Genomic DNA, 18,798 nt, shown 5'->3' with positions numbered 1-18,798 from the left:
GTGGTCAGGACGGGTAACGCCGTCCTGACCACTCACGAGCGCGCGGACCAGGTATTCGTCAGGGCGATGAGCCCGTCGGCGAGCCCGCCGCGCCAGCAGGCGTAGTCGTGGCCGCCGTTGAACTCGGTGTAGTGCACCGGGTAGTTCTTCCTGCGCAGGACGTCACGAAGTTTCCGGGTGCGGTCGAGGATCACCCACTCCTGCAGCCCGACTTCCAGGTAGAAGCGCACTGGCCCGCGCGGGGCGTCCGCGAACTCTCCGGTCAGCCACTCGCCGGAGAACCAGTACGAACCGGACTGGCTGAGCACGTTGCCGAACCTTGCCGGTGCGCGGAGCCCGGTGAACGCCGCCGCCAGCCCGGACAGGCTCTGCCCGGCGACGATCGTGCGTGCCGGATCGCCGGTGGCGCCCAGTTCCGCTTCCGCCCACGGCGCCAGCTCCCCGGCGAGGAACTCGACGAACGCGTCCCGGCAGGTCAGCTCGGCCGACCGGGTCTCCGGACTCACCGAATCGGGGAGCGCGGCCACCATGCGCGGAATCCGGCCCGCGGCGATCAGGTTGTCCAGCGTGGCGGCGATGTCCCGGTCGCCGATCCAGCCGTCCCCGTCCAGCAGCACGAGCAGCGGGAGGCGTTCGCCTCGCTGGTGCCCGGGCGGGGTGTAGGCCCAGCACCGGCGGCCCGACGGCAGCGTGTGCTCGCCGAGTTCGCCCGCCGGGACGTCCGGGGACCGGCGCAGCCAGGGCTGTGCGGGCGCGTCCGGCAGCTCGGCCAGCGATTTCTCCGGAGGTCCCGAGGGCGCGGGCAGGTTCGCCCGGGCCAGCGGATCGGGGCCGGGCTTGCCCCCGGCGGGGGTGAGCTGGTAGCTGCCCCGCCAGTCGGCGCGGACCCGGACGGCCGCGTACCGGACATCGGTGCCCGGCACGGGTTCCAGTTCGCCCTCGGCGAGTTTGTTGGCGCGCAGGAAGACGGACCGCTCACCACGCCAGAGGAAGGTGAGGATCCGATCGTTGACGTCGTCCGCCGGTTCGATCAGCGGCGTGCCGTGCTCGGCGACCCGCCGCCAGAACTCCGCGACCCCGACCTCGCCCCGGGCCAGCCGCGTGATCGCCGGGCTTTCCGCCCACGGCACCGGGTACGGCCGCGGTTCCCGCGGCGGCTTGATGATCACCTGGGTCATTTTTCGCTCAGCAGGATCCAGAGCAGCAAGGGGCCGCCGAGCAGGCTGGTGACCACGCCGACCGGGACCTCCCCGCTCCCGGTCAGCACGCGGCCGACGGTGTCCGCGGTGACCGTGATCGCGGCGCCCACCAGGGCGGAGCCGAGGATCGGGACCCGCGCCGGTCCGGCCAGGCGGCCGGCGATGATCGGGGCCGCCATGGCGAGGAACGCGATCGGCCCGCTCACCCCGACCGCGAGCCCGGCCAGCAGCACGGACATCACCAGCACGCCGAGCCGCCAGGCGCCCAGGTGCAGCCCGAGCGTGCGGGCCACGTCGTCGCCGAAGCGGAGGACCGCGAGCTTGCGGCCGCACAGCAGCGCCACCGGCAGCAGCACGGCGAGGCCGATCGTGGCCGGGATCGCTTCGGCGTAACCGCGGTAGGAGAGGTCGCCGATGGTCCAGCCGAACACGGCCTGCGCGGTCGGCAGCCCCTGCAGCGAAAGGATCAGATCGGACACCGACTCCAGCGACACGGTGATCGCCAGCCCGACCACCAGCACCCGGTAGCCGCGGGTGCCGAGTCCGCCCGCGACCAGCAGGATCAGCATGGCCGCGCCGACCGCGCCGAGCGGTCCGAACCACCAGCCGGTGATCATCCCGGTGCCGCTGGCCAGGACGCCGAGCAGCACGGCCATCGCCGCGCCCTGGTTCACCCCGAGCAGGTCCGGGGTGGCCAGCCGGTTGCGGGCCAGCGTCTGGGACAGGCAGCCCGCGACGCCGAGCGCCGCCCCGGCCAGGATGCCGTCCGCGATCCGGGGCAGCCGCGATTCCTGGATCAACGCGATCAGTGCCGGATGGCCGAACCCGAACAGCGCGCCGACCGTGTCGCCGGGCGCGAACCCGGCGGTGGTGAGCACGATCGACACCGAGCCGAGCATCGCGAGCACGGCCGCCAGCACGAGCGCGGCCAGCCCGGCCCGCCGGGGCAGCAGCACCGAGAAACGCCCGCGCCGCAACAGAAACGAATCTGCGTTGAATCGACCTCGCTCCGCTCGGTGTGCATCCGCCGCCGCCGCGCGGTTCTTGTGCGGTGCAGGTAAGCGGGCGTCGTCGGCGCGCGGCGTCATCCGCCTTCTCCCGGGGCGCGGAGGGTCAGCAGCCCGCGGGACCGGGCGATCAGCACCAGGATCGGCGCGCCGACCAGGGCCAGGATCACCGCGACCGGCAGTTCGTACGGCGAGATGACGATCCGGGAGACCACATCCGAGACCAGCAGCAGCGCCGCCCCGGCGAGCGCGGAAAGGACCAGTTGCAACCCGAGCCGGGGCCCCGCGATGAACCGGGCGGCGAACGGCGCGAGCAGCCCGGCGAACGCGATCGGCCCGGTCAGCGCGACCGAGGCGCCGGTCAGCAGGGCCACCGCGAGCGCGGCCAGCACCCGGGTCCGCCCGGGCCGGTGCCCGAGCGCGATCGCCGTGTCGTCGCCGAGCGCGAGCGCGGCCAGCGGCCGCACCGAAACCGCGGCGATGAGCACCCCGGCGGCGACCACCGGCAGCAGCGCGAGCGCCTGCGCGAGCCGGATCCCGGACAGCGAACCGAGCACCCAGTTCCGGTAGGCGTCGTAGCTGTTCGCGTTGCGCAGCAACAGGTACGAGGTCAGCCCGCGCAGCGTCGCGCCGAGCGCCACCCCGGCGAGAACCAGCCGCAACGGCGAGACGGTCACCCGCGCGGCGTTCGCGATCACCAGGACCACCACGCTCGCGCCGATCGCCCCGGCGAACGCCCACACGAGGTAGGTCCACGATCCGGTCGCCCCGGCGAAGGTGAACCCGCACACCACGCCGAGCGCCGCCCCGGCGTTCACCCCGAGCAGTCCCGATTCGGCCAGCGGATTGCGGGTCACGGCCTGCAGTATCGCGCCGGAGATGCCGAGCGCGGCGCCGATCGCCGCGCCCGCGATGGTCCGCGGCACCCGCTGCCCGGAAACGTCGTTGCCCACGGTGGCATCCGTCACCCCGCCGAAGAGGTAGTCCAGCACCGCGTCCGGGCCATAATCGGCGCTGCCGAACAAGATTGATGCCGCGACGGCGAGCAGGAACAGGCACATCAGCCCGCCGAGCCACCAGCGCACCGGCGATCCGGCACGTGACATGAACATGAGGGCAGGCTAACCTAACTGCCTGTGTCAGTCAGAAGACTTCGCCCTGCCGCCGTCGCCCTCACCGCTTTCGTTCTCCTCGGATCGCTCGCCGGATGCGGTGGTTCCGGAGCGAACGAACCAGGCGCGACCTGGCAGGTGACCGACGCCAACGGGGTCCAGGTCGCCGTTCCGGCCACCCCGAAAGGCGTGCTCGCCCTGGGGGAGAACGACATCGACGCGGCGCTCGCGCTCGGCGTGCCGGTCGTCGGCACGCTCAAGGGCCGGGGCCAGGACGGCCCGCCGAGCTACCTCGCCGAGCAGGCGAAGGGCGTCCCGACCGTCGGCGAGCTGACCAAGCCCGACGCGGACGCGATCACCAAACTCATCGTGGACGGCAAGGCGGACCTGGTCCTGGTCAGCGGCCTGTCCGACGAGAAGGTCGTGGACGGCCTGCGCGGCAAGGGGGCGCCGGTGGTGGTCACCGCGACCGCGAAGGAACAGGACTGGAAGGTCTCCTTCAACCGGATCGCCGAGGCGGTCGGGAAGCAGGACAAGGCGCGCGAGATCCTCGGCGCGTACGACGCGAAAGTCGCCCAGATCAAGGGATCGCTCGGCCAGAACACCGGGGACACGGTGAGCATCGTGCGGTGGAACGCCAAGGGGCCCGGGCCGGTGGAGAAGGACCGCTTCGCGAGCCTGGTCGTCGCCGGGCTCGGCCTGGACCGGCCCGAGGCGCAGCAGCAGGTGACCGGCCAGGGCGGCAGCACCACGCTGAGCATCGAACAGCTCGCCAAGATCGACGCCGACTGGGTGTTCGTCGGCTCGCTGTCCGGGCCGGACCGGCAGGCGTTCGAGCAGGCCAAAACGCTGCCGCAGTACCAGGCGCTGACCGCGGTGAAGCAGAACCACGTGGTCGAGGTGGACGGGAGCAAGTGGACCTCGCGCGGCGGCCCGATCGCCGCGAACGGGGTGCTGGACGACGTGCGCAAGGCGTTGGCGACGTGACCGCCGACGTACTTTCTCCCGCGGAGGCGGCGAAATGACAGCTCTGGTCACCGGCGCGGCCCAGGGCATCGGGGCCGCGGTGGCCCGGGCGTTCGCCGCGACCGGGGTCCCGGTGGCGGGCGCCGACCTGCGCGAGGTCACCGCGGACGGGGTGCGCGGCTACCGGCTGGACGTCAGCGATCCGGCCGAGGTGGACCGGGTCGTGGCGCGGGTCGAAGACGAACTGGGCCCGATCGACGTGCTGGCCAATGTGGCCGGGGTGCTGCGCGTCGGCGCGGTGACCGACACCTCGGACGCGGACTGGCACGCGTTGTTCGCGGTCAACACGACCGGGGTCTTCACCGTCAGCCGGGCGGTCGCGCGCCGGATGATCCCGCGCCGCACCGGGACGATCGTCACGGTCAGTTCGAACGCGGCCGGGGTGCCGCGAATGGACATGGCCGCCTACGCCGCGTCGAAGGCCGCCGCGACGATGTTCACCAAATCGCTCGGGCTCGAACTCGCCCGGTACGGGATCCGGTGCAATGTGGTCGCGCCGGGGTCGACGGACACCCCGATGCAGCGCGCACTCTGGCCGGACGGCGATTCGGGACGCTCGGTGATCAGCGGGTCACCGGAAGCGTTCAAGGCCGGGATCCCGCTGGGCAGGCTGGCCGAACCGGAGGACATCGCGGACGCGGTGGTCTTCCTCGCCTCGGACAAAGCGAGGCATATCACCATGCACGACCTTTATGTCGACGGCGGGGCGACCCTGCGCGGTTGACAATGGAACTAGTTACGCGGGCAACCCGCGGGAGAGCTGAGGTGCGGTGACCGTGACAGACGACGTGAGGCCGTTCGTCCCGGCGCGGCTGCTGAGCCAGTACGTCCCGGGTGATTTCTTCCTCGCGACCGAGCAGCGCACGATCCTCGGCTCCGGGGCGGCGCAGACGTTCACCGACGTCGACGCGGTCCGGCTGAGCGAGCGGGTGTCGGCAGTCCTGGCCGAATCGGCGACCCCGTTCGCGGTCGGCGCGCTGCCGTTCGACACCACCGGGAAACCCGGGCACGTGGTCGTGCCGGAGTCGCTGCACATCGCCGGTCCCGCGCATCCCGAGGCCGCCGCACTGTCCACTGCGGACATTCCCGCGCCGATCGGGGTGGTCCCGGTGCCGGATCCGGGCAAGCACGCGGACGCGGTGGCCCATGCGGTGACCGCGCTGGAGCAGCGGCGCATGCGCAAGGTCGTCCTCGCCCGCGCGCTGGATCTGGAGTTCGCCGAAGACGTTGCCGCCCAAGCGATCCTGCACAACCTGCTGCGGGAAAACCCGCACGGCTACACGTTCGCGGCCGCGTTGCCCGGCGGGCGGACGCTGATGGGCGCCAGCCCGGAGCTGCTGCTTTCCCGACGCGGTGACCGGGTGGTGTCGCACCCGCACGCCGGATCCGCACCGCGATCCGCGGATCCGGTGCGGGACAAGGAGAACGGCCGCGCGCTCGAAGCTTCGCGCAAGGACCAGGCCGAGCACGCGGTGCTGATCGAAGCGCTGGTGGAGACCCTGCGCCCGTTCTGCCGGAAACTGGACGTGCCCGCCGGGCCGTCGCTGGTGTGCACGCCCGCCGTGTGGCACCTGCGCACGACCGTCACCGGTGAGCTGATCGACCGGGACGTGACCGCGCTGCGCCTGGCCGCCGCGCTGCACCCGACCCCGGCGATCTGCGGTTCGCCGACCGGGACCGCGCGGGAACTGGTCGGCGAGCTGGAGCCGTTCGACCGCGGCTACTACGCGGGAACGGTCGGCTGGGTGGACGCCGCGGGCGACGGGGAGTGGGTGGTCTCCATCCGCTGCGCCGAGGTGGCCGAGCAGGCGATGCGGCTCTACGCCGGCGGCGGGATCATGCCCGCGTCCGATCCGTGGTCCGAGGTCGCCGAGACCACCGCCAAGTTCCGGACGCTGCTGGGCGCCATGGGCCTGGAGCTGGAGGACTGACGTGTCCGACACTGGGGCTCCGGCGTGGCCGGAGGAGTTCGCCGCGCGCTATCGCGAACTCGGATACTGGACCGGGGAAACCTTCGGGGACATGCTCGCCGCGCGGGCACGGTCACACGCTTCGCATGTGGCCATTGTGGACGGTGACCGGCGCTGGACCTACGCCGAACTCGACGAGCGGGCGAACCGGGTGGCCGCCGGATTGCGCGAACGCGGCGTCGGCCACGGCGACCGGGTCGTCGTGCAGCTGCCGAACATCGCGGAATTCTTCGAGATCGTCTTCGGGTTGTTCAAGATCGGCGCGCTGCCGGTGTTCGCGCTGCCCGCGCACCGCGCGGCGGAGATCCGGTACTTCTGCGAGTTCACCGAGGCCGCGGCATACGTGATCGCCGACCGGCACGACGGATTCGATTACCGCACGATCGCCGGACAGGTCACCGTGCGCCACGTCTTCGTGGTCGGGGATCCCGGCGCGTTCACGCCGTTCGACTCGCTGCGGCGGGAACCGGCCGGGGAGATCGCCGGTCCGGTGGCGAGCGATCTCGCGTTCCTCCAGCTTTCCGGAGGCAGCACCGGGGTGCCGAAGCTCATCCCGCGCACGCACGACGACTACCTCTACAGCGTGCGCGCCAGCGCGGAGATCTGCGGACTGGACGAGCGCAGCGTCTACCTGGTCGCGCTGCCCGCCGCGCACAACTTCCCGCTCAGCTCGCCAGGCACGCTCGGCGTGCTGTACGCCGGGGGAACCGTGGTGCCGGCCCCGACTCCGGCCCCGGACGTGGCGTTCCGGCTCATCGAGGCCGAGCGCGTGACGATCACCGCGGTGGTGCCGCCGCTGGCGCTGGCCTGGCTGGACGCGGCGAAGCGGACCACGGCCGATCTGTCCTCTTTGGACGTCCTGCAGGTGGGTGGCGCGAAGTTCAGCGAGCAGGCCGCGCGGCGGGTCCGGCCGGAACTGGGCTGCCGGTTGCAGCAGGTCTTCGGGATGGCCGAGGGGCTGGTCAACTACACCCGCCTCGACGATCCCGAGGAGATCGTGACCGGCACGCAGGGGCGGCCGATCTCGCCGGACGACGAACTGCGGATCGTCGACGACGCCGACCGGGACGTCCCGCCCGGGGCGACCGGGCACCTGCTGACCCGGGGGCCGTACACGATCCGCGGTTACTACCGGGCCGCCGAGCACAACGCGCACGCGTTCACCGCCGACGGTTTCTACCGGACCGGGGACCTGGTGCGGCGGACGCCCGCGGGGTACCTGGTGGTCGAGGGGCGGGCGAAGGACCAGATCAACCGCGGTGGCGAGAAGATCGCCGCCGAGGAGGTGGAGAACCACCTGCTCGCGCACGAATCGGTGCACGACGTCGCGGTGGTGTCGATGCCCGACGAGTTCCTCGGCGAGCGCACCTGCGCGTTCGTGATCCCGCGGGGCACGCCGCCGAAGGTCAGTCAGCTCAAGGCTTTTCTGCGCGATCGCGGACTGGCCGGGTACAAGCTGCCGGACCGGGTCGAAGTGGTGGCGGAATTCCCGATGACCGGGGTGGGAAAGGTCAGCAAAGCGGAGCTGCGCGCGGAGATTTCGCGCGTGCTCGCGGAACGTTTGGCGAAGCGAACGGGGGCATGACAGTCATGGCGATTCCGGCGATAGCGCCGTACCGGGTGCCGGGCGAGGACGAACTGCCGGCCAGCCGGGTGACCTGGTCCCCGGCTCCGGAGCGGGCCGTGCTGCTCGTGCACGATATGCAGCGGTACTTCGTGGCGCCCTACCAGCGGGACGCGGAACCACTGTCCACTGTGGTCCCGAACATCGCGCTGCTGGCCGAGCGCGCGCACGCGCTGGGGATTCCGGTGGTGTATTCCGCGCAGCCGGGCGATCAGTCGCCCGAGGACCGGAGGCTGCTGAGCGACTTCTGGGGGCCGGGGCTGCGCGCGGCGCCGGAGGACGAGCCGATCATCGGCGAACTCGCCCCGGCCGACGGGGACGTGCGGCTGACGAAGTGGCGGTACAGCGCGTTCCAGCGGACCGAGTTGCGGGGGATGCTGCGGGACTGGGGCCGCGATCAGCTGCTGATCACCGGGATCTACGCGCACATGGGCTGCCTGATGACCGCGGCCGAGGCGTTCATGCAGGACGTGGAGGCGTTCCTGGTGGCCGACGCGGTCGCCGACTTTTCCCTGGAGGACCACCGGATGGCCCTGCGCTACGCGGCGTTGCGGTGTGCGGTGGTGGCGCCGACCGGCGGCGTGCTGGCCGCGCTGGAGAGGAGTGCGAGCGTATGTCCGCGGAACTGACCCGGGACCGGGTGCTCGCCGAGGTCGCCGACCTGCTCGACGTCGAGGTGGACGAACTGGACTTCGACGAGGACCTGGTGGACGCCGGGCTGGACTCGATCCGGATCATGTCGCTGGTGGAACGCTGGCGCACCGCGGGCGCCGGGATCGGTTTCGTCGACCTGGCCGAAACCCCCACCCTCACCGCCTGGCTGCGCACCCTGCGCCTCTAGCCCGGGGAAACCGGCAGGAAGGGACCTTTACTCCGGTAGATCGGGAGCGAGGGACCTTTACTCCGGTTAGACGTGAGCAAAGGTCCCTTCCTATCGGCGCACGGCGAAATCGCGGGGGCCGGGAAGTACCCAATGCGGCGTTGGGCACCTTCAACGTCCCCAATGCCGCATTGGTGTCCTCGCGGTACCGGCACTGAAGGCGGCATTGGGCGCGAGTTCCCCGTTTCGGACGTGCGAGTCCCTCATTTCGAGCTACCGAGTTCCCCGTTTCGGTAGGCGAACGTGCCCGAGTGTGCAAATCGCGTGCCCGAACGTGTAACTCGCGTGTCTGAGTGTGCAACTCGCGGCGGCGGGACGCACCGAAGGCCGTTCCCCCGGCCCGAGACGGGTTCAGGCGTCGGGCGAGGTCAGGTTCGCGGCGACCGCGCGCAGGGCTTGGGCGAGGTCGGCGCCGGAGGGGGCGCTCTCCGGATCGACGAGCCACTGGACCAGGACGCCGCTGAGCAGTGCCTGGTAGAGCGAGCCGATCCGGTTCGCTTCCGCCTCGTCGGCCACCGGGTCGAGCCGCTGGATGAGTTCGGCGAGCCCGGTGCGTGCCTCGCGCAGTCCCCGGGTGAGCAGCTCCCGGATCTCCGGCACGTGAGCGACCTGGGTGACCAGCTCCAGCTGGGTCGCCCAGAGCGCGCGGTGCTCGGTGAACGAGGCGATCAGCCGCGTCCAGACCGCTTCGAACCGGTCCAGCGGTGTCGCGCCGGGACCGAGGTCGGCTTCCAGGGCCCGCTGGATCTCGGCCCCGAGTTCCTCCACGGCTTCGAACAGGGCCGCGTTGAGCAGGGCTTCCGTGGTCCGGAAGTGATAGCCGATCGCCGCCAGGCTGGTGCCCGCGGCCGTCGCGATGTCGCGTGCGGTCGTGCGCGCGTACCCCTTCTCCGCCAGGCAGCGCTTGGCGCCGGAGAGCAGCGCCTCTCGATTTCCCATGCCGCTCAGCTTAGCCGAGGTTGGTAAGAATGTCTCAGACAAACCTCTTGCACAAGTGTCTAAGACGATTCTACAGTCGAGAGCATGAACGAGAACCGCGAAGTCCTGATCTCCGGCGCGAGCGTCGCCGGACCGGCGCTGGCGTACTGGCTGCGCCACTACGGTTTCCGCCCGACCGTGGTCGAGCGCGCGCCCGCCCCGCGCGACGGCGGCTACGCGGTCGACTTCCGCGGCGCCGCGCTCGAGGCCCTGTCCCGGATGGGCATCCTCGACGAGGTGCGCGAGCGGGCGACCGGCATGGGCGAGATGACCTACGTCGACGGGCGTGGCCGGAAGATCACCAGCCTGCCTTCGGTCGCGTTCAGCGGAGAGCTGGAGATCCTCCGCGGCGATCTGGTCGAAATCCTGCACCGGCGGACCGCCGGGGAGGCCGAGTACCTGTTCGGCGACTCGATCACCGGTATCGAGCAGGGCGCGGACGGGGTCCGGGTCACCTTCGAGCACGCCGAACCGCGCGTCTTCGACCTGGTGCTCGGCGCCGACGGGCTGCACTCGAACGTCCGGTCACTGGTCTTCGGGGAGGAGTCGAGGTTCCTGCGCCACCTCGGCCTCTACGTCTCGGTGTTCACCACGAAGAACCACCTCGGCCTCGACCACACCGGCGTGTTCCGCACCGTCCCGGGCAAGACCGCGGGCATGTACAGCGCGCGCGAGAACGCCGAGGCGAAGGCGATGTTCTACTTCACCGCCGGGGAACTGGCCTACGACCGCCGCGACACCGCGCGGCAGCGGGAAATCCTCGCCGAGGCCTACGCGGGGGAGGACTGGGAGATCCCCCGGCTGCTCGAAGGCCTGCGGGAGGCGCCGGACTTCTACTTCGACTCGGTCAGCCAGATCCACCTGGACCACTACTCGACCGGCCGGGTCGCGCTGGTCGGCGACGCGGGGTACTGCGCCTCGCCGCTGTCCGGCATGGGCACCAGCCTCGCGCTGGTCGGCGCGTACGTGCTGGCGGGCGAACTCGCCGCCGCCGCCGGTGACCACGCGGTGGCCTTCCCGCGGTACGAGGAGCAGATGCGGCCGTACGTCGCGGCCTGCCAGCAGCAGGCGATCGACGGCAGGAAGTGGTTCGTGCCCGGTTCCCGTGCGTGGCTGGCGATCCGCAACCTCAACTACCGCCTGATGAACCTCCTGCCCACCGGCGGCCTGATCGAGAAGATGGCGCTGAAAGCCGCCAACGCCATCACCCTCAAGCCCTACGCCTGACCCGGGGTCGTGAGTGTTTGGACCGGTTAGAACCGGCCGGAACACTCACGACTCCGGCGACCACCAGTGTTCGGTGACCTTGATCTCGTCTTCGGCGAGGACGGCGACCGCGGCCCGGTAGCCGTCGCCGGGGTCGAGGTCGGCGAGCCGGGTCCGGGCGGGGTCCAGGGCGCCGTCCGCCGAGGCGACCAGCCGGGCGGGCTCCCCGGGGCCGGACAGGGTGATGCTGTGCAACGGGATCTTCAGCCCCCGCCCGGTCGCCTTCATCAGCGCTTCCTTGCGGGTCCAGTACGTGAAGAACGTGCGGGCGCGCTCCTCCTGCGGGAGGTCCTTCAGCGCGGCGAACTCGGTGGCGTTGAGGGCGTACTCGATCAGCGAGTCCTCCGCGCGCCGGTTGGCCGTCTCCACGTCCAGCCCGACCGGGATGCCGTCGGTCAGCGCGACGCCGATGCGGTCGCCCGAATGCGAGATGGACAGCGCCAGCGAGGCGCCCGGAACCCGGGGCGGGCCGTGCGGTTTGCCGCAGTCGGCGCAGGTCGCGTCGAACTCGATCGAACCGGGCACCCGGCCGAGCCGCTCGGCGGCCAGCGTCTTGGCCAGGGTGCGGCCGGTCAGGAACCGGCGCTTGTCGATTTCGTTGCGGTACGCCTCATGCCGCCCCCGCTCCAGCGGATCCAGCAGGTCGAGGTACCTCGATTCGTTGGGCAGCGGGGTGGCCCACCACACCGAGCAGTCGATCACGAAGAACTCTCCGCCCCTTCTCTGCGGGCGCTCCCAGTACTTCCACCCGCATCGCTGCCCCCATCTTCGTCGATCAGCGTCGCTTCGTCGAACGGATCCTCGCCGGAGAGCACCCGGTCGACCTGCCGCCGGTCGATCTCGCCGGTCCAGGTGCCGATCAGCACGGTGGCCACCGAGTTCCCCGCGAAGTTGGTCAGCGCCCGCGCCTCGGACATGAACCGGTCGATGCCGACGATGAACCCGACCCCGTCCACCAGTTCCGGCCGGTGCGAGGACAGCCCGCCGGCCAGGGTCGCCAGGCCCGCGCCGGTGACCCCGGCGGCGCCCTTCGACGCGATGATCATGAACACCAGCAGGGAGATCTCCTCGCCGAGCGTCAGCGGTTTGTCCAGCGCCTCGGCGATGAAGATGGACGCCATGGTCAGGTAGATGGCGGTGCCGTCGAGGTTGAACGAGTAGCCGGTGGGCACGGTGATGCCGACGACCGGTTTGCTCACCCCGAGGTGTTCCATCTTCGCGATCAGCCGCGGCAGCGCCGATTCCGACGAGGACGTGGACAGGATCAGCAGGAACTCGCGGCCCAGGTAGGCGAACAGCTTGAAGATGTTCAGCCGGGCGATCAGCCAGGTCAGCGCGCCGAGCACGACGAAGACGAACAGGACGCAGGTCGCGTAGAAGCCGACCATGATGATCGCCAGGCTCTTCAGCGCCGCCCAGCCGGTGTCGCCGACCACCGCCGCGATCGCGCCGAACGCGCCGACCGGCGCCGCCCACATGATCATCGCGAGGATGCGGAACACCAGCCGCTGGATGTGCTCGACGCCCCGCCGGATCGGCTCGCCCTTCGGTCCGAGCTTCTGCAGCGCGAACCCGGCGAGCAGCGCCACCAGCAGCGTCTGCAGCACGTGCCCCTCGGTGAACGCGGACACCAGGGAGGTCGGGATGATGCCGAGCAGGAACTCGGTCGTCCCCTCGGGCTTGCCCACCTGCTTCTGCCCGGTCTTCGCGATGTCCGGCGTGATGTGCAGGCCCTCACCCGGGTGCAGCAGGTTGCCCACGATCAGCCCGATGATCAGCGCGACCGTGGACATCACCAGGAAGTAGCCGATGGCCAGGCCGCCGACCTTGCCGACCTTGGCGGCCCGGGTCACCGAGCCGACGCCGAGCACGATCGTGCAGAAGATGATCGGCGAGATCATCATCTTGATCAGGTTCACGAACCCGGTGCCCAGCGGTTTGAGGTCCTTGCCGAACTCCGGCCACACCAGGCCGACGACGATGCCGAGCACCACGGCCGCGACGACCGCGATGTACAGGTAGTGCGTCCGGTCCCGGCGGGCCGGTTTCACGCCTTCCCCCTGCTCAGTGACCATGCGCACTCCTCGGCTGTCGAAGATCTTGGGCGCCCGCAACCTACGGCAAGTTCGCCGACCAGTACAGCGTGGCTCCAGCGCGGTGTTAGGCTGGGTAAGCAAGCGCTTAGTAACCGCCGAGGCGCGGGAGCCCGCGCACAGGCGCCGTCAACGCAGTCGAGGAGCGTCGCGCATGGACTTCACCCTGAGCGTCGAAGAACGAGAGGTGCGTGACTGGGTGCGCACCTTCGTCCAGCGTGAGCTGGTGCCCCGCGAACCCGAGGTGCTCCGCCGCGAGCGCGACGGGAAGCCCGGGATCACCGGCGACGAGCTGGACGAGCTGAGGCTCAAGGCCAAGGAATCCGGGTTCTGGGGCGTGCAGACCCCGGAGGAGTACGGCGGCATGGGGCTGTCCGCGGTGATGACCGCGCTGCTCGAGGCCGAGCTCGGCAAGACCTTCGTGCCGTTCAGCTTCGGCGGATCGGCGGACAACATCCTGTTCCACGCCAACGAGGAGCAGAAGCAGCGCTACCTGCTCCCGACCATCTCCGGCGAGCGCAAGTCCTGCTTCGCGATCACCGAACCGGGCGCCGGATCGGACGCCAAGGCCATCCGGACCTCGGCGAAGAAGGACGGCGCCGACTGGGTCATCAACGGCGAGAAGACCTTCATCACCGGCGGCAACGAGGCCGACTTCACCATGGTCTTCGCGGTCACCGATCCGGAGAAGGGTGCCAACGGCGGCGTCACCTGCTTCCTGGTGGACCGGGACATGGGCTGGCGCTCGGAGTACATCGACACCATGGGCGAATGGGGTCCGGCGTCGCTGATCTTCGAGGACGTCCGGGTGCCGGAGAGCCAGATCCTGGGCGAGGTCGGCCAGGGTTTCGCGCTCGCCATGCAGTGGATCGGCCGCGGCCGCTACCTGCTGCCGGCGCGGGCGATCGGTTCGTGCGAGCGGCTGCTCACGATGGCCATCGAGCACGCCAACACCCGCGAGACCTTCGGCGCGCCGATCGCCGAGCGGCAGGCCATCCAGTGGATGATCGCCGACTCCGGGGTCGAACTGGAGGCGCTGCGCTGGCTGGTGCTGCACGCGGCCTGGCAGGTCGACCAGGGCCTGGACTCGCGGCACGCGCAGTCGATGGCCAAGCTCTACGGCGGCGTGAAGGCCAACGAGATCGTGGACCGGGTGCTGCAGATCCACGGCGGGATGGGGTACACCCGCGAGCTGCCGGTCGAGCGCTGGTACCGCGAGCTGCGGCTGCTGCGCATCTACGAGGGCACCGACGAGATCCAGCGCCGGACCATCGCGCGTAACCTGCTCAAGGGACACGTGAAGGTCGGCGGGGTGCTGGGTTGATCGAAGCGGCGCTGGGCGAGGTCGACGAGTGGACGCGGTCGTGGACGGCCGATGACGCCCTCGTCTACGCCCTCGGTGTGGGCGCGGACGAACTCAACTTCGCGACCGAGAACACCGCCGGGCTCGACCAGCAGGCGCTGCCGACCTACGCGATCGTGCTCGCGCAGTTCGGCGGCCCGAGCCTGCGCCTCGGCCCGATCGACCGCGGCCGGGTGCTGCACGCGGGCCAGTCGCTGACGCTGCACCGGCCGCTCCCGGCGGCCGGTGCGGTCACCGTGCGGCGCGAGATCACCGACGTGTACGACAAGGGTTCGGGTGCGCTCGTGCTGATCCGCACCCGGGCGCACGACGGGGACGGCCCGCTGTTCGAGACCGGGTACTCGATCTTCGTGCGGGGCGAGGGCGGGTTCGGCGGGGAACGCGGCCCGGCCGCCGTTTCGCCGATCCCGGACCGCGAGCCGGACGTGGAACCGGGTTTCCGGACCACACCGGACCAGGCGCTGCGGTACCGGCTCTCCGGCGACCGCAACCGGTTGCATTCGGACCCGGGCTACGCCGCGCGGTTCGGTTTCGAACGGCCGATCCTGCACGGGCTGGCGACGTTCGGGATCGCCGCCCGGTTGCTGATCGGCGAGTTCGCGGGCGGGGACGCGCACCGGGTGGCCGCGGTGGACGGGCGGTTCACCCGGCCGGTGCTGCCCGGTGCCGAACTGGCCGTGCCCGCGTGGCGGCTTGGCGAGGGGGACTTCGCCTTCCGCGTGCTCGTGGCCGGGGAAGCGGTCCTGGACCACGGGCGGTTCCGGCTGTTCTGAGTGTCCTAAGTGGACAACATGGGGTCACCCGGAAGGGTGGCGGGCACGACGAAGGCGTGCCCGCGGACTTCGCCGGAGTCCGCGGGCACGCGTACTCGCCTGGGAATCGGGGACTAACGCTCGGCCACGTCGCGGGTGCGCAAGGCGATGGGCACGCCGGCCAGGTCCTCTTCGTTGCAGAGCAACTTCAGGTCGTAATACGGCGAACCCTCGCGTTCGTCGTAGTCGAGGTGGATGGAAAGGACGTCGACCGGTTCGCCAAGCCATTCCTGGGCTGACCGTAGCCAGCCCGCGCAGCGTTCCAGGGCGGCAGAGAGATCGTCATCGCGGAATTCCACCGGGCGGTACGGTACATCCTGCACCTGATCCCGAGGGTGTTTCGGCGCCGGCAAGCCCGGTGCGAGACCCGAGTCGTCCAGTTCCAGATGGATCGTTTGCTCAGTCACCCTTCGAGGGTCCCTCAGCGGCGCGTTCTCGGCAAGGCGTACCACGGTTAAAGTCCTGCTAGGGCCGGTTGTTGCGAGTGCAACTAGGGCACTTTCGGGGGAGTTCGCGGCCGTCCCGGGACCAGTGCCCGGCACTGGTCCAGATCGGCCTGGTCCGGGGCATCCAGGCAGCCGAGCATGCGCAGGGCGAGCCCCGCGTAGTGCGCGGCGAGCTGGTCCAGCGTGAGCGGGCCGCGTGGCGAATACCACCTGGCCACGCCGTTGCACATCTCCAGCAGCGCCAGCCGGGTGACCGCGGGTTCACCCACCCGGAACACGCCCGCGGCGATGCCGTCGGCGATCGCGGACGCCCACAGCCGCTCGTAGTCGTCGCGCAGGCGCACGACCGCGCGCCGGGTGGGGGCGGACAGCACCCGGACCTCGTTGTCGACCACCCGCGTCTCGTCCGGCCGCACCGCGTGGGTCAGCACGTGCAGCGCGACCAGCCGGGCGAGCCGCCGCCGCGGATCGGCCACGCCCTCGGTCGCCCGGCCCGCCGACGCCAGCAGGCCGCGCAGCGAGTCGCGCATGATCCCGGCGAGCAGTTCCTCCTTGGTGCCCATGTAGTGGTACAGGCTCGCCGAGGACAATCTGGCCTCCTGCGCCAGATCCCGGATGCCCGTGCCGTGAAAACCCTTGGTGGCGAACAGTTTCACCGCCGCCCGGCGGACTCGTTCCCGGCTCTCTACCGCCATCGGCGCTCCACCCGGTCGTAGGTTCCGCTGAGGTGGTCGACGGCCTTGCGCAGTTCGCCCTTGGCCACGCGTTCGGACGGGGTCAGCGGCAGCTCGTCGACGTGGGCCCAGTAGCGGGGCACCTTGAAATAGGCCAGTTTGGCCGCGCAGAACTCGGCCAGGTCCTCCGGCGGCACGTCCTCGCGGTTCTTTTCGCCGGACAGCACGACGAAGGCCTTGATCTCCTCGCCGCGCAGCTCGTCCGGCACCCCGATCACCGCCGCCATCCGCACGTCCGGATGCAGCAGCAGGGCCCGTTCCACCTCGTCCGCGGACACGTTCTCGCCGCTGCGCCGGATCATGTCCTTGGTCCGGCCGAGGTAGAAGATCCGGCCCGATTCGTCCATCCGGGCCAGATCGCCGGTGTGGAACCAGCCCCCGGCGAACGCGCGCGCGGTCGCCTCCGGATCGTCGTGGTAGCCGTGCATCAGCCCGATCCCGCGCAGCACGAGTTCACCGGTTTCCCCGCGCGGCACCGGATTGCCGGACGCGTCGGCGATCATCGCCTCGCGGTGCGGGGAGGGGCGCCCGATGCAGCCGGTGCCCACGGTCTCGTCGTGGTCGGCCGGGGACATCCGGATGTCCCCGCCGGTCTCGGTCATCCCGAACGCCTCGAACCACGGCACTCCCCAGCGTTCCTCCAGCGTCGCGTGCAGTTCGCGGGGGATCGCCGACGCGCTGATCGCGCGCACCCGGTGCCGCCGGTCGTCCGGCGTTTCCGGCTGCCGCAGCAGGAGGGTGGGCATCAGGCCGAGGCAGTAGAACCAGGTGACCCCGTACTCGCGGACCTTGGCCCAGAACGTCGACGGGTGGAACCGGTCCAGCACCACCAGGGTCGCGCCGGAGGCGAGTCCCAATGCGACATTCCACTGTGGATCGATGTAGTGGAACGGTTGCGCGGTCAGCATGATGTCCTCGTCGGACACCGCGGGGAACTCGGTCGCCAGGCTCCGGGCCAGGGTGATCCAGTAGCGGTGGGTCAGCACGCAACCCTTCGGCGCGCCGGTGGTGCCGGAGGTGTACTGGATGTTCACCGGCCGCTCGCCTTCGGTCCAGAAAACCGTCCAGTCGGGCCGCGGACCGGCCTCGGCGAGCAGCTCGTCCGGGGTCAGCACCCGTTCCAGCCCGGTGTCCGGGGCGATCGAGGTGAGCAACCCGGTGAACTCCGGGGCGGCCACGGCGAACCGGGCGCCGGAATGCCGCAGCACATGGGTGCCGTCCAGTTCCCGGTAGTTGGTGTTGACCGGCACCAGCACCCCGCCGAGCTTGGCCAGCGCCAGCCAGAGCAAGGGGAACTCCGGTTCGTTGCGCAGCATCACCGCGACCCGGTCGCCCGGGCGCACGCCCAGCCCGCTGAGCGCGATGGCCAGTTCGCCGCTGCGCCGGTCGATCTCGGCGAAGGTGAACCGGGTCCCGGTGGTGTCGAAGATCCACGCGGTCTTGTCCGGCCACCGCCGCGCCGCCCGGGTGAGCAGCTCGATGAGGTCGTCGACCTCGTGCGGGGCGGTCATCCCCGGCTCCGGAAAGCTTCCAGGGACGCGGCCACCTCCGCGGAGTGCTCGGTGATCAGCGCGTGGCTGACCTCCAGCTCCAGCGCGGCGTCCAGGGCGCCGTCGATGCCCGCGTCCAGCGCGCGTTTGGCGAGGGTCGCGGCCGCGGGCGGGCGTTCGGCCAGCTTCTTCGCCCAGGCCAGCGCGTGGTCGCGCAGCTCACCCGCGGGCACGACCGCGTTCACCAGGCCGAGCCGGTGCGCGGTGGCCGCGTCGATCCGGTCGCCGAACAGCAGCAGCTCCTTGGCCTTGAGCGGGCCGACCAGCAGCGGCAGCAGCCGCGACGCCGCGCCGGTCACGCTCAGCCCCAGTCCCACCTCGGGGAACGCGAACTGGGCGTCCTCGGCGGCGAGCACCAGGTCGCAGCCGAGCGCGAACTCCGCCCCGGCGCCGATCGCGTAGCCGTGCACCGCCGCGAGCACCGGCTGCGGCAGCGCGCGCAACCGCCGGGTGACCTCCTGCAGCCGCTCGATCCGGGCCCGCGAGTCGCCCCGCGCGGGCGGCTCCTTGAGATCGTGCCCGGCGCAGAACGCGCGGCCGTTCCCGGTCAGCACCACCACCCGCGCGCCCCGCGCCGCGGCCTCGTCGAGCGCGCCCAGCAGATCGTCGACGAGCGCGGGGACCACCGCGTTCAGCCGCTCCGGCCGGTTCAGCGCGATCACCGCGATCCCGTTGTCGTGCGTGCACTCCACGGTGGAAGCAGTCATGCCGCGAGCCTAGACGACCGATCGATCGATC

General features: G+C 70.9%; 19 protein-coding genes. 9 read left to right on the top strand and 10 right to left on the bottom strand.

The annotated features are described in order from the left end of the window. Positions 1-32 precede the first annotated feature (32 nt). From FXO23_RS06250 to FXO23_RS50970, 3 genes are all read right to left on the bottom strand, one after another. Positions 33-1,178 (bottom strand): alpha/beta hydrolase-fold protein, encoded by a 1,146-nt coding sequence (locus tag FXO23_RS06250; protein WP_158881741.1) that lies wholly within the window; start codon positions 1,176-1,178, stop codon positions 33-35. Next, positions 1,175-2,176, bottom strand: a complete 1,002-nt coding sequence (locus FXO23_RS50975; RefSeq protein WP_218951911.1) for a FecCD family ABC transporter permease — start codon at positions 2,174-2,176, stop codon at positions 1,175-1,177. The genes FXO23_RS06250 and FXO23_RS50975 overlap by 4 nt, the downstream gene beginning before the upstream one ends. A 107-nt stretch (positions 2,177-2,283) precedes the next feature. Then, entirely contained in the window at positions 2,284-3,318 is a 1,035-nt protein-coding gene (locus FXO23_RS50970) for a FecCD family ABC transporter permease (protein WP_218951910.1), read from the bottom strand. A gap of 24 nt (positions 3,319-3,342) precedes the next feature. Between FXO23_RS50970 and FXO23_RS06240 the strand changes: the two genes are divergently transcribed. Genes FXO23_RS06240 through FXO23_RS06215 form a run of 6 tightly spaced genes read left to right on the top strand, consistent with a single transcriptional unit; the run spans position 3,343 to position 8,779 of the window. Next, positions 3,343-4,305 (top strand): ABC transporter substrate-binding protein, encoded by a 963-nt coding sequence (locus FXO23_RS06240; protein WP_158881739.1) that lies wholly within the window; start codon positions 3,343-3,345, stop codon positions 4,303-4,305. A gap of 34 nt (positions 4,306-4,339) precedes the next feature. Then, the gene (locus FXO23_RS06235) at positions 4,340-5,068 is read left to right on the top strand and encodes a 2,3-dihydro-2,3-dihydroxybenzoate dehydrogenase (RefSeq protein WP_158881737.1); all 729 of its coding nucleotides are present in this window, start codon (positions 4,340-4,342) and stop codon (positions 5,066-5,068) included. A 52-nt stretch (positions 5,069-5,120) separates the two neighbouring features. Further along, complete coding sequence (locus FXO23_RS06230) at positions 5,121-6,275, top strand: isochorismate synthase (RefSeq protein WP_246256984.1); 1,155 nt, start codon at positions 5,121-5,123, stop codon at positions 6,273-6,275. A gap of 1 nt (position 6,276) precedes the next feature. Beyond that, positions 6,277-7,899, top strand: coding sequence for a (2,3-dihydroxybenzoyl)adenylate synthase (locus FXO23_RS06225; RefSeq protein ID WP_158881735.1), 1,623 nt, complete (start codon positions 6,277-6,279; stop codon positions 7,897-7,899). Further along, complete coding sequence (locus FXO23_RS06220; protein WP_343034454.1) at positions 7,896-8,567, top strand: isochorismatase family protein; 672 nt, start codon at positions 7,896-7,898, stop codon at positions 8,565-8,567. The genes FXO23_RS06225 and FXO23_RS06220 overlap by 4 nt, the downstream gene beginning before the upstream one ends. Beyond that, complete coding sequence (locus FXO23_RS06215) at positions 8,552-8,779, top strand: phosphopantetheine-binding protein (RefSeq protein WP_158881733.1); 228 nt, start codon at positions 8,552-8,554, stop codon at positions 8,777-8,779. Before FXO23_RS06220 ends, FXO23_RS06215 begins: the two co-directional genes overlap by 16 nt. A gap of 390 nt (positions 8,780-9,169) precedes the next feature. Here the strand turns inward: FXO23_RS06215 and FXO23_RS06210 are convergent, their stop codons facing one another. Next, positions 9,170-9,757, bottom strand: coding sequence for a TetR/AcrR family transcriptional regulator (locus FXO23_RS06210; protein WP_158881731.1), 588 nt, complete (start codon positions 9,755-9,757; stop codon positions 9,170-9,172). 84 nt (positions 9,758-9,841) lie between these two features. Here FXO23_RS06210 and FXO23_RS06205 point away from each other — a divergent pair, with 84 nt between their 5' ends. Then, positions 9,842-11,023 (top strand): FAD-dependent monooxygenase, encoded by a 1,182-nt coding sequence (locus tag FXO23_RS06205; RefSeq protein WP_158881729.1) that lies wholly within the window; start codon positions 9,842-9,844, stop codon positions 11,021-11,023. 45 nt (positions 11,024-11,068) lie between these two features. Here the strand turns inward: FXO23_RS06205 and FXO23_RS06200 are convergent, their stop codons facing one another. Together FXO23_RS06200 and FXO23_RS06195 are read right to left on the bottom strand one after the other, a co-directional pair. Next, the gene (locus FXO23_RS06200) at positions 11,069-11,764 is read right to left on the bottom strand and encodes a 4'-phosphopantetheinyl transferase family protein (RefSeq protein WP_158881727.1); all 696 of its coding nucleotides are present in this window, start codon (positions 11,762-11,764) and stop codon (positions 11,069-11,071) included. Continuing rightward, the gene (locus FXO23_RS06195) at positions 11,761-13,137 is read right to left on the bottom strand and encodes a cation:dicarboxylate symporter family transporter (protein ID WP_158881725.1); all 1,377 of its coding nucleotides are present in this window, start codon (positions 13,135-13,137) and stop codon (positions 11,761-11,763) included. The genes FXO23_RS06200 and FXO23_RS06195 overlap by 4 nt, the downstream gene beginning before the upstream one ends. A gap of 172 nt (positions 13,138-13,309) precedes the next feature. Between FXO23_RS06195 and FXO23_RS06190 the strand changes: the two genes are divergently transcribed. After that, complete coding sequence (locus FXO23_RS06190) at positions 13,310-14,479, top strand: acyl-CoA dehydrogenase family protein (protein WP_158881723.1); 1,170 nt, start codon at positions 13,310-13,312, stop codon at positions 14,477-14,479. After that, a complete protein-coding gene (locus tag FXO23_RS06185; protein WP_158881721.1) occupies positions 14,476-15,291 on the top strand; it encodes a MaoC/PaaZ C-terminal domain-containing protein in 816 nt (271 codons plus the stop codon). The genes FXO23_RS06190 and FXO23_RS06185 overlap by 4 nt, the downstream gene beginning before the upstream one ends. Positions 15,292-15,404: 113 nt before the next feature. Here FXO23_RS06185 and FXO23_RS06180 read toward each other — a convergent pair whose 3' ends face one another. From FXO23_RS06180 to FXO23_RS06165, 4 genes are all read right to left on the bottom strand, one after another. Then, on the bottom strand, positions 15,405-15,737 hold the full coding sequence (locus FXO23_RS06180) for a hypothetical protein (protein ID WP_158881720.1): 333 nt from the start codon (positions 15,735-15,737) through the stop codon (positions 15,405-15,407). Between the two features lie 83 nt (positions 15,738-15,820). Next, complete coding sequence (locus FXO23_RS06175; RefSeq protein ID WP_158881718.1) at positions 15,821-16,471, bottom strand: TetR/AcrR family transcriptional regulator; 651 nt, start codon at positions 16,469-16,471, stop codon at positions 15,821-15,823. Further along, positions 16,462-18,021 carry an ATP-dependent acyl-CoA ligase gene (locus FXO23_RS06170; RefSeq protein ID WP_158881716.1) on the bottom strand — a complete coding sequence of 520 codons (1,560 nt, stop codon included), beginning with the start codon at positions 18,019-18,021 and terminating at the stop codon, positions 16,462-16,464. The genes FXO23_RS06175 and FXO23_RS06170 overlap by 10 nt, the downstream gene beginning before the upstream one ends. Beyond that, entirely contained in the window at positions 18,018-18,767 is a 750-nt protein-coding gene (locus tag FXO23_RS06165; RefSeq protein ID WP_158881714.1) for an enoyl-CoA hydratase/isomerase family protein, read from the bottom strand. Before FXO23_RS06165 ends, FXO23_RS06170 begins: the two co-directional genes overlap by 4 nt. Between the last annotated feature and the right edge of the window lie 31 nt (positions 18,768-18,798).

This window comes from Amycolatopsis anabasis, from assembly GCF_009765355.1.
In the GTDB taxonomy this organism is placed as follows: Bacteria; Actinomycetota; Actinomycetes; order Mycobacteriales; family Pseudonocardiaceae; genus Amycolatopsis; species Amycolatopsis anabasis.
This window is presented reverse-complemented; position numbering and strand designations above follow the sequence as displayed.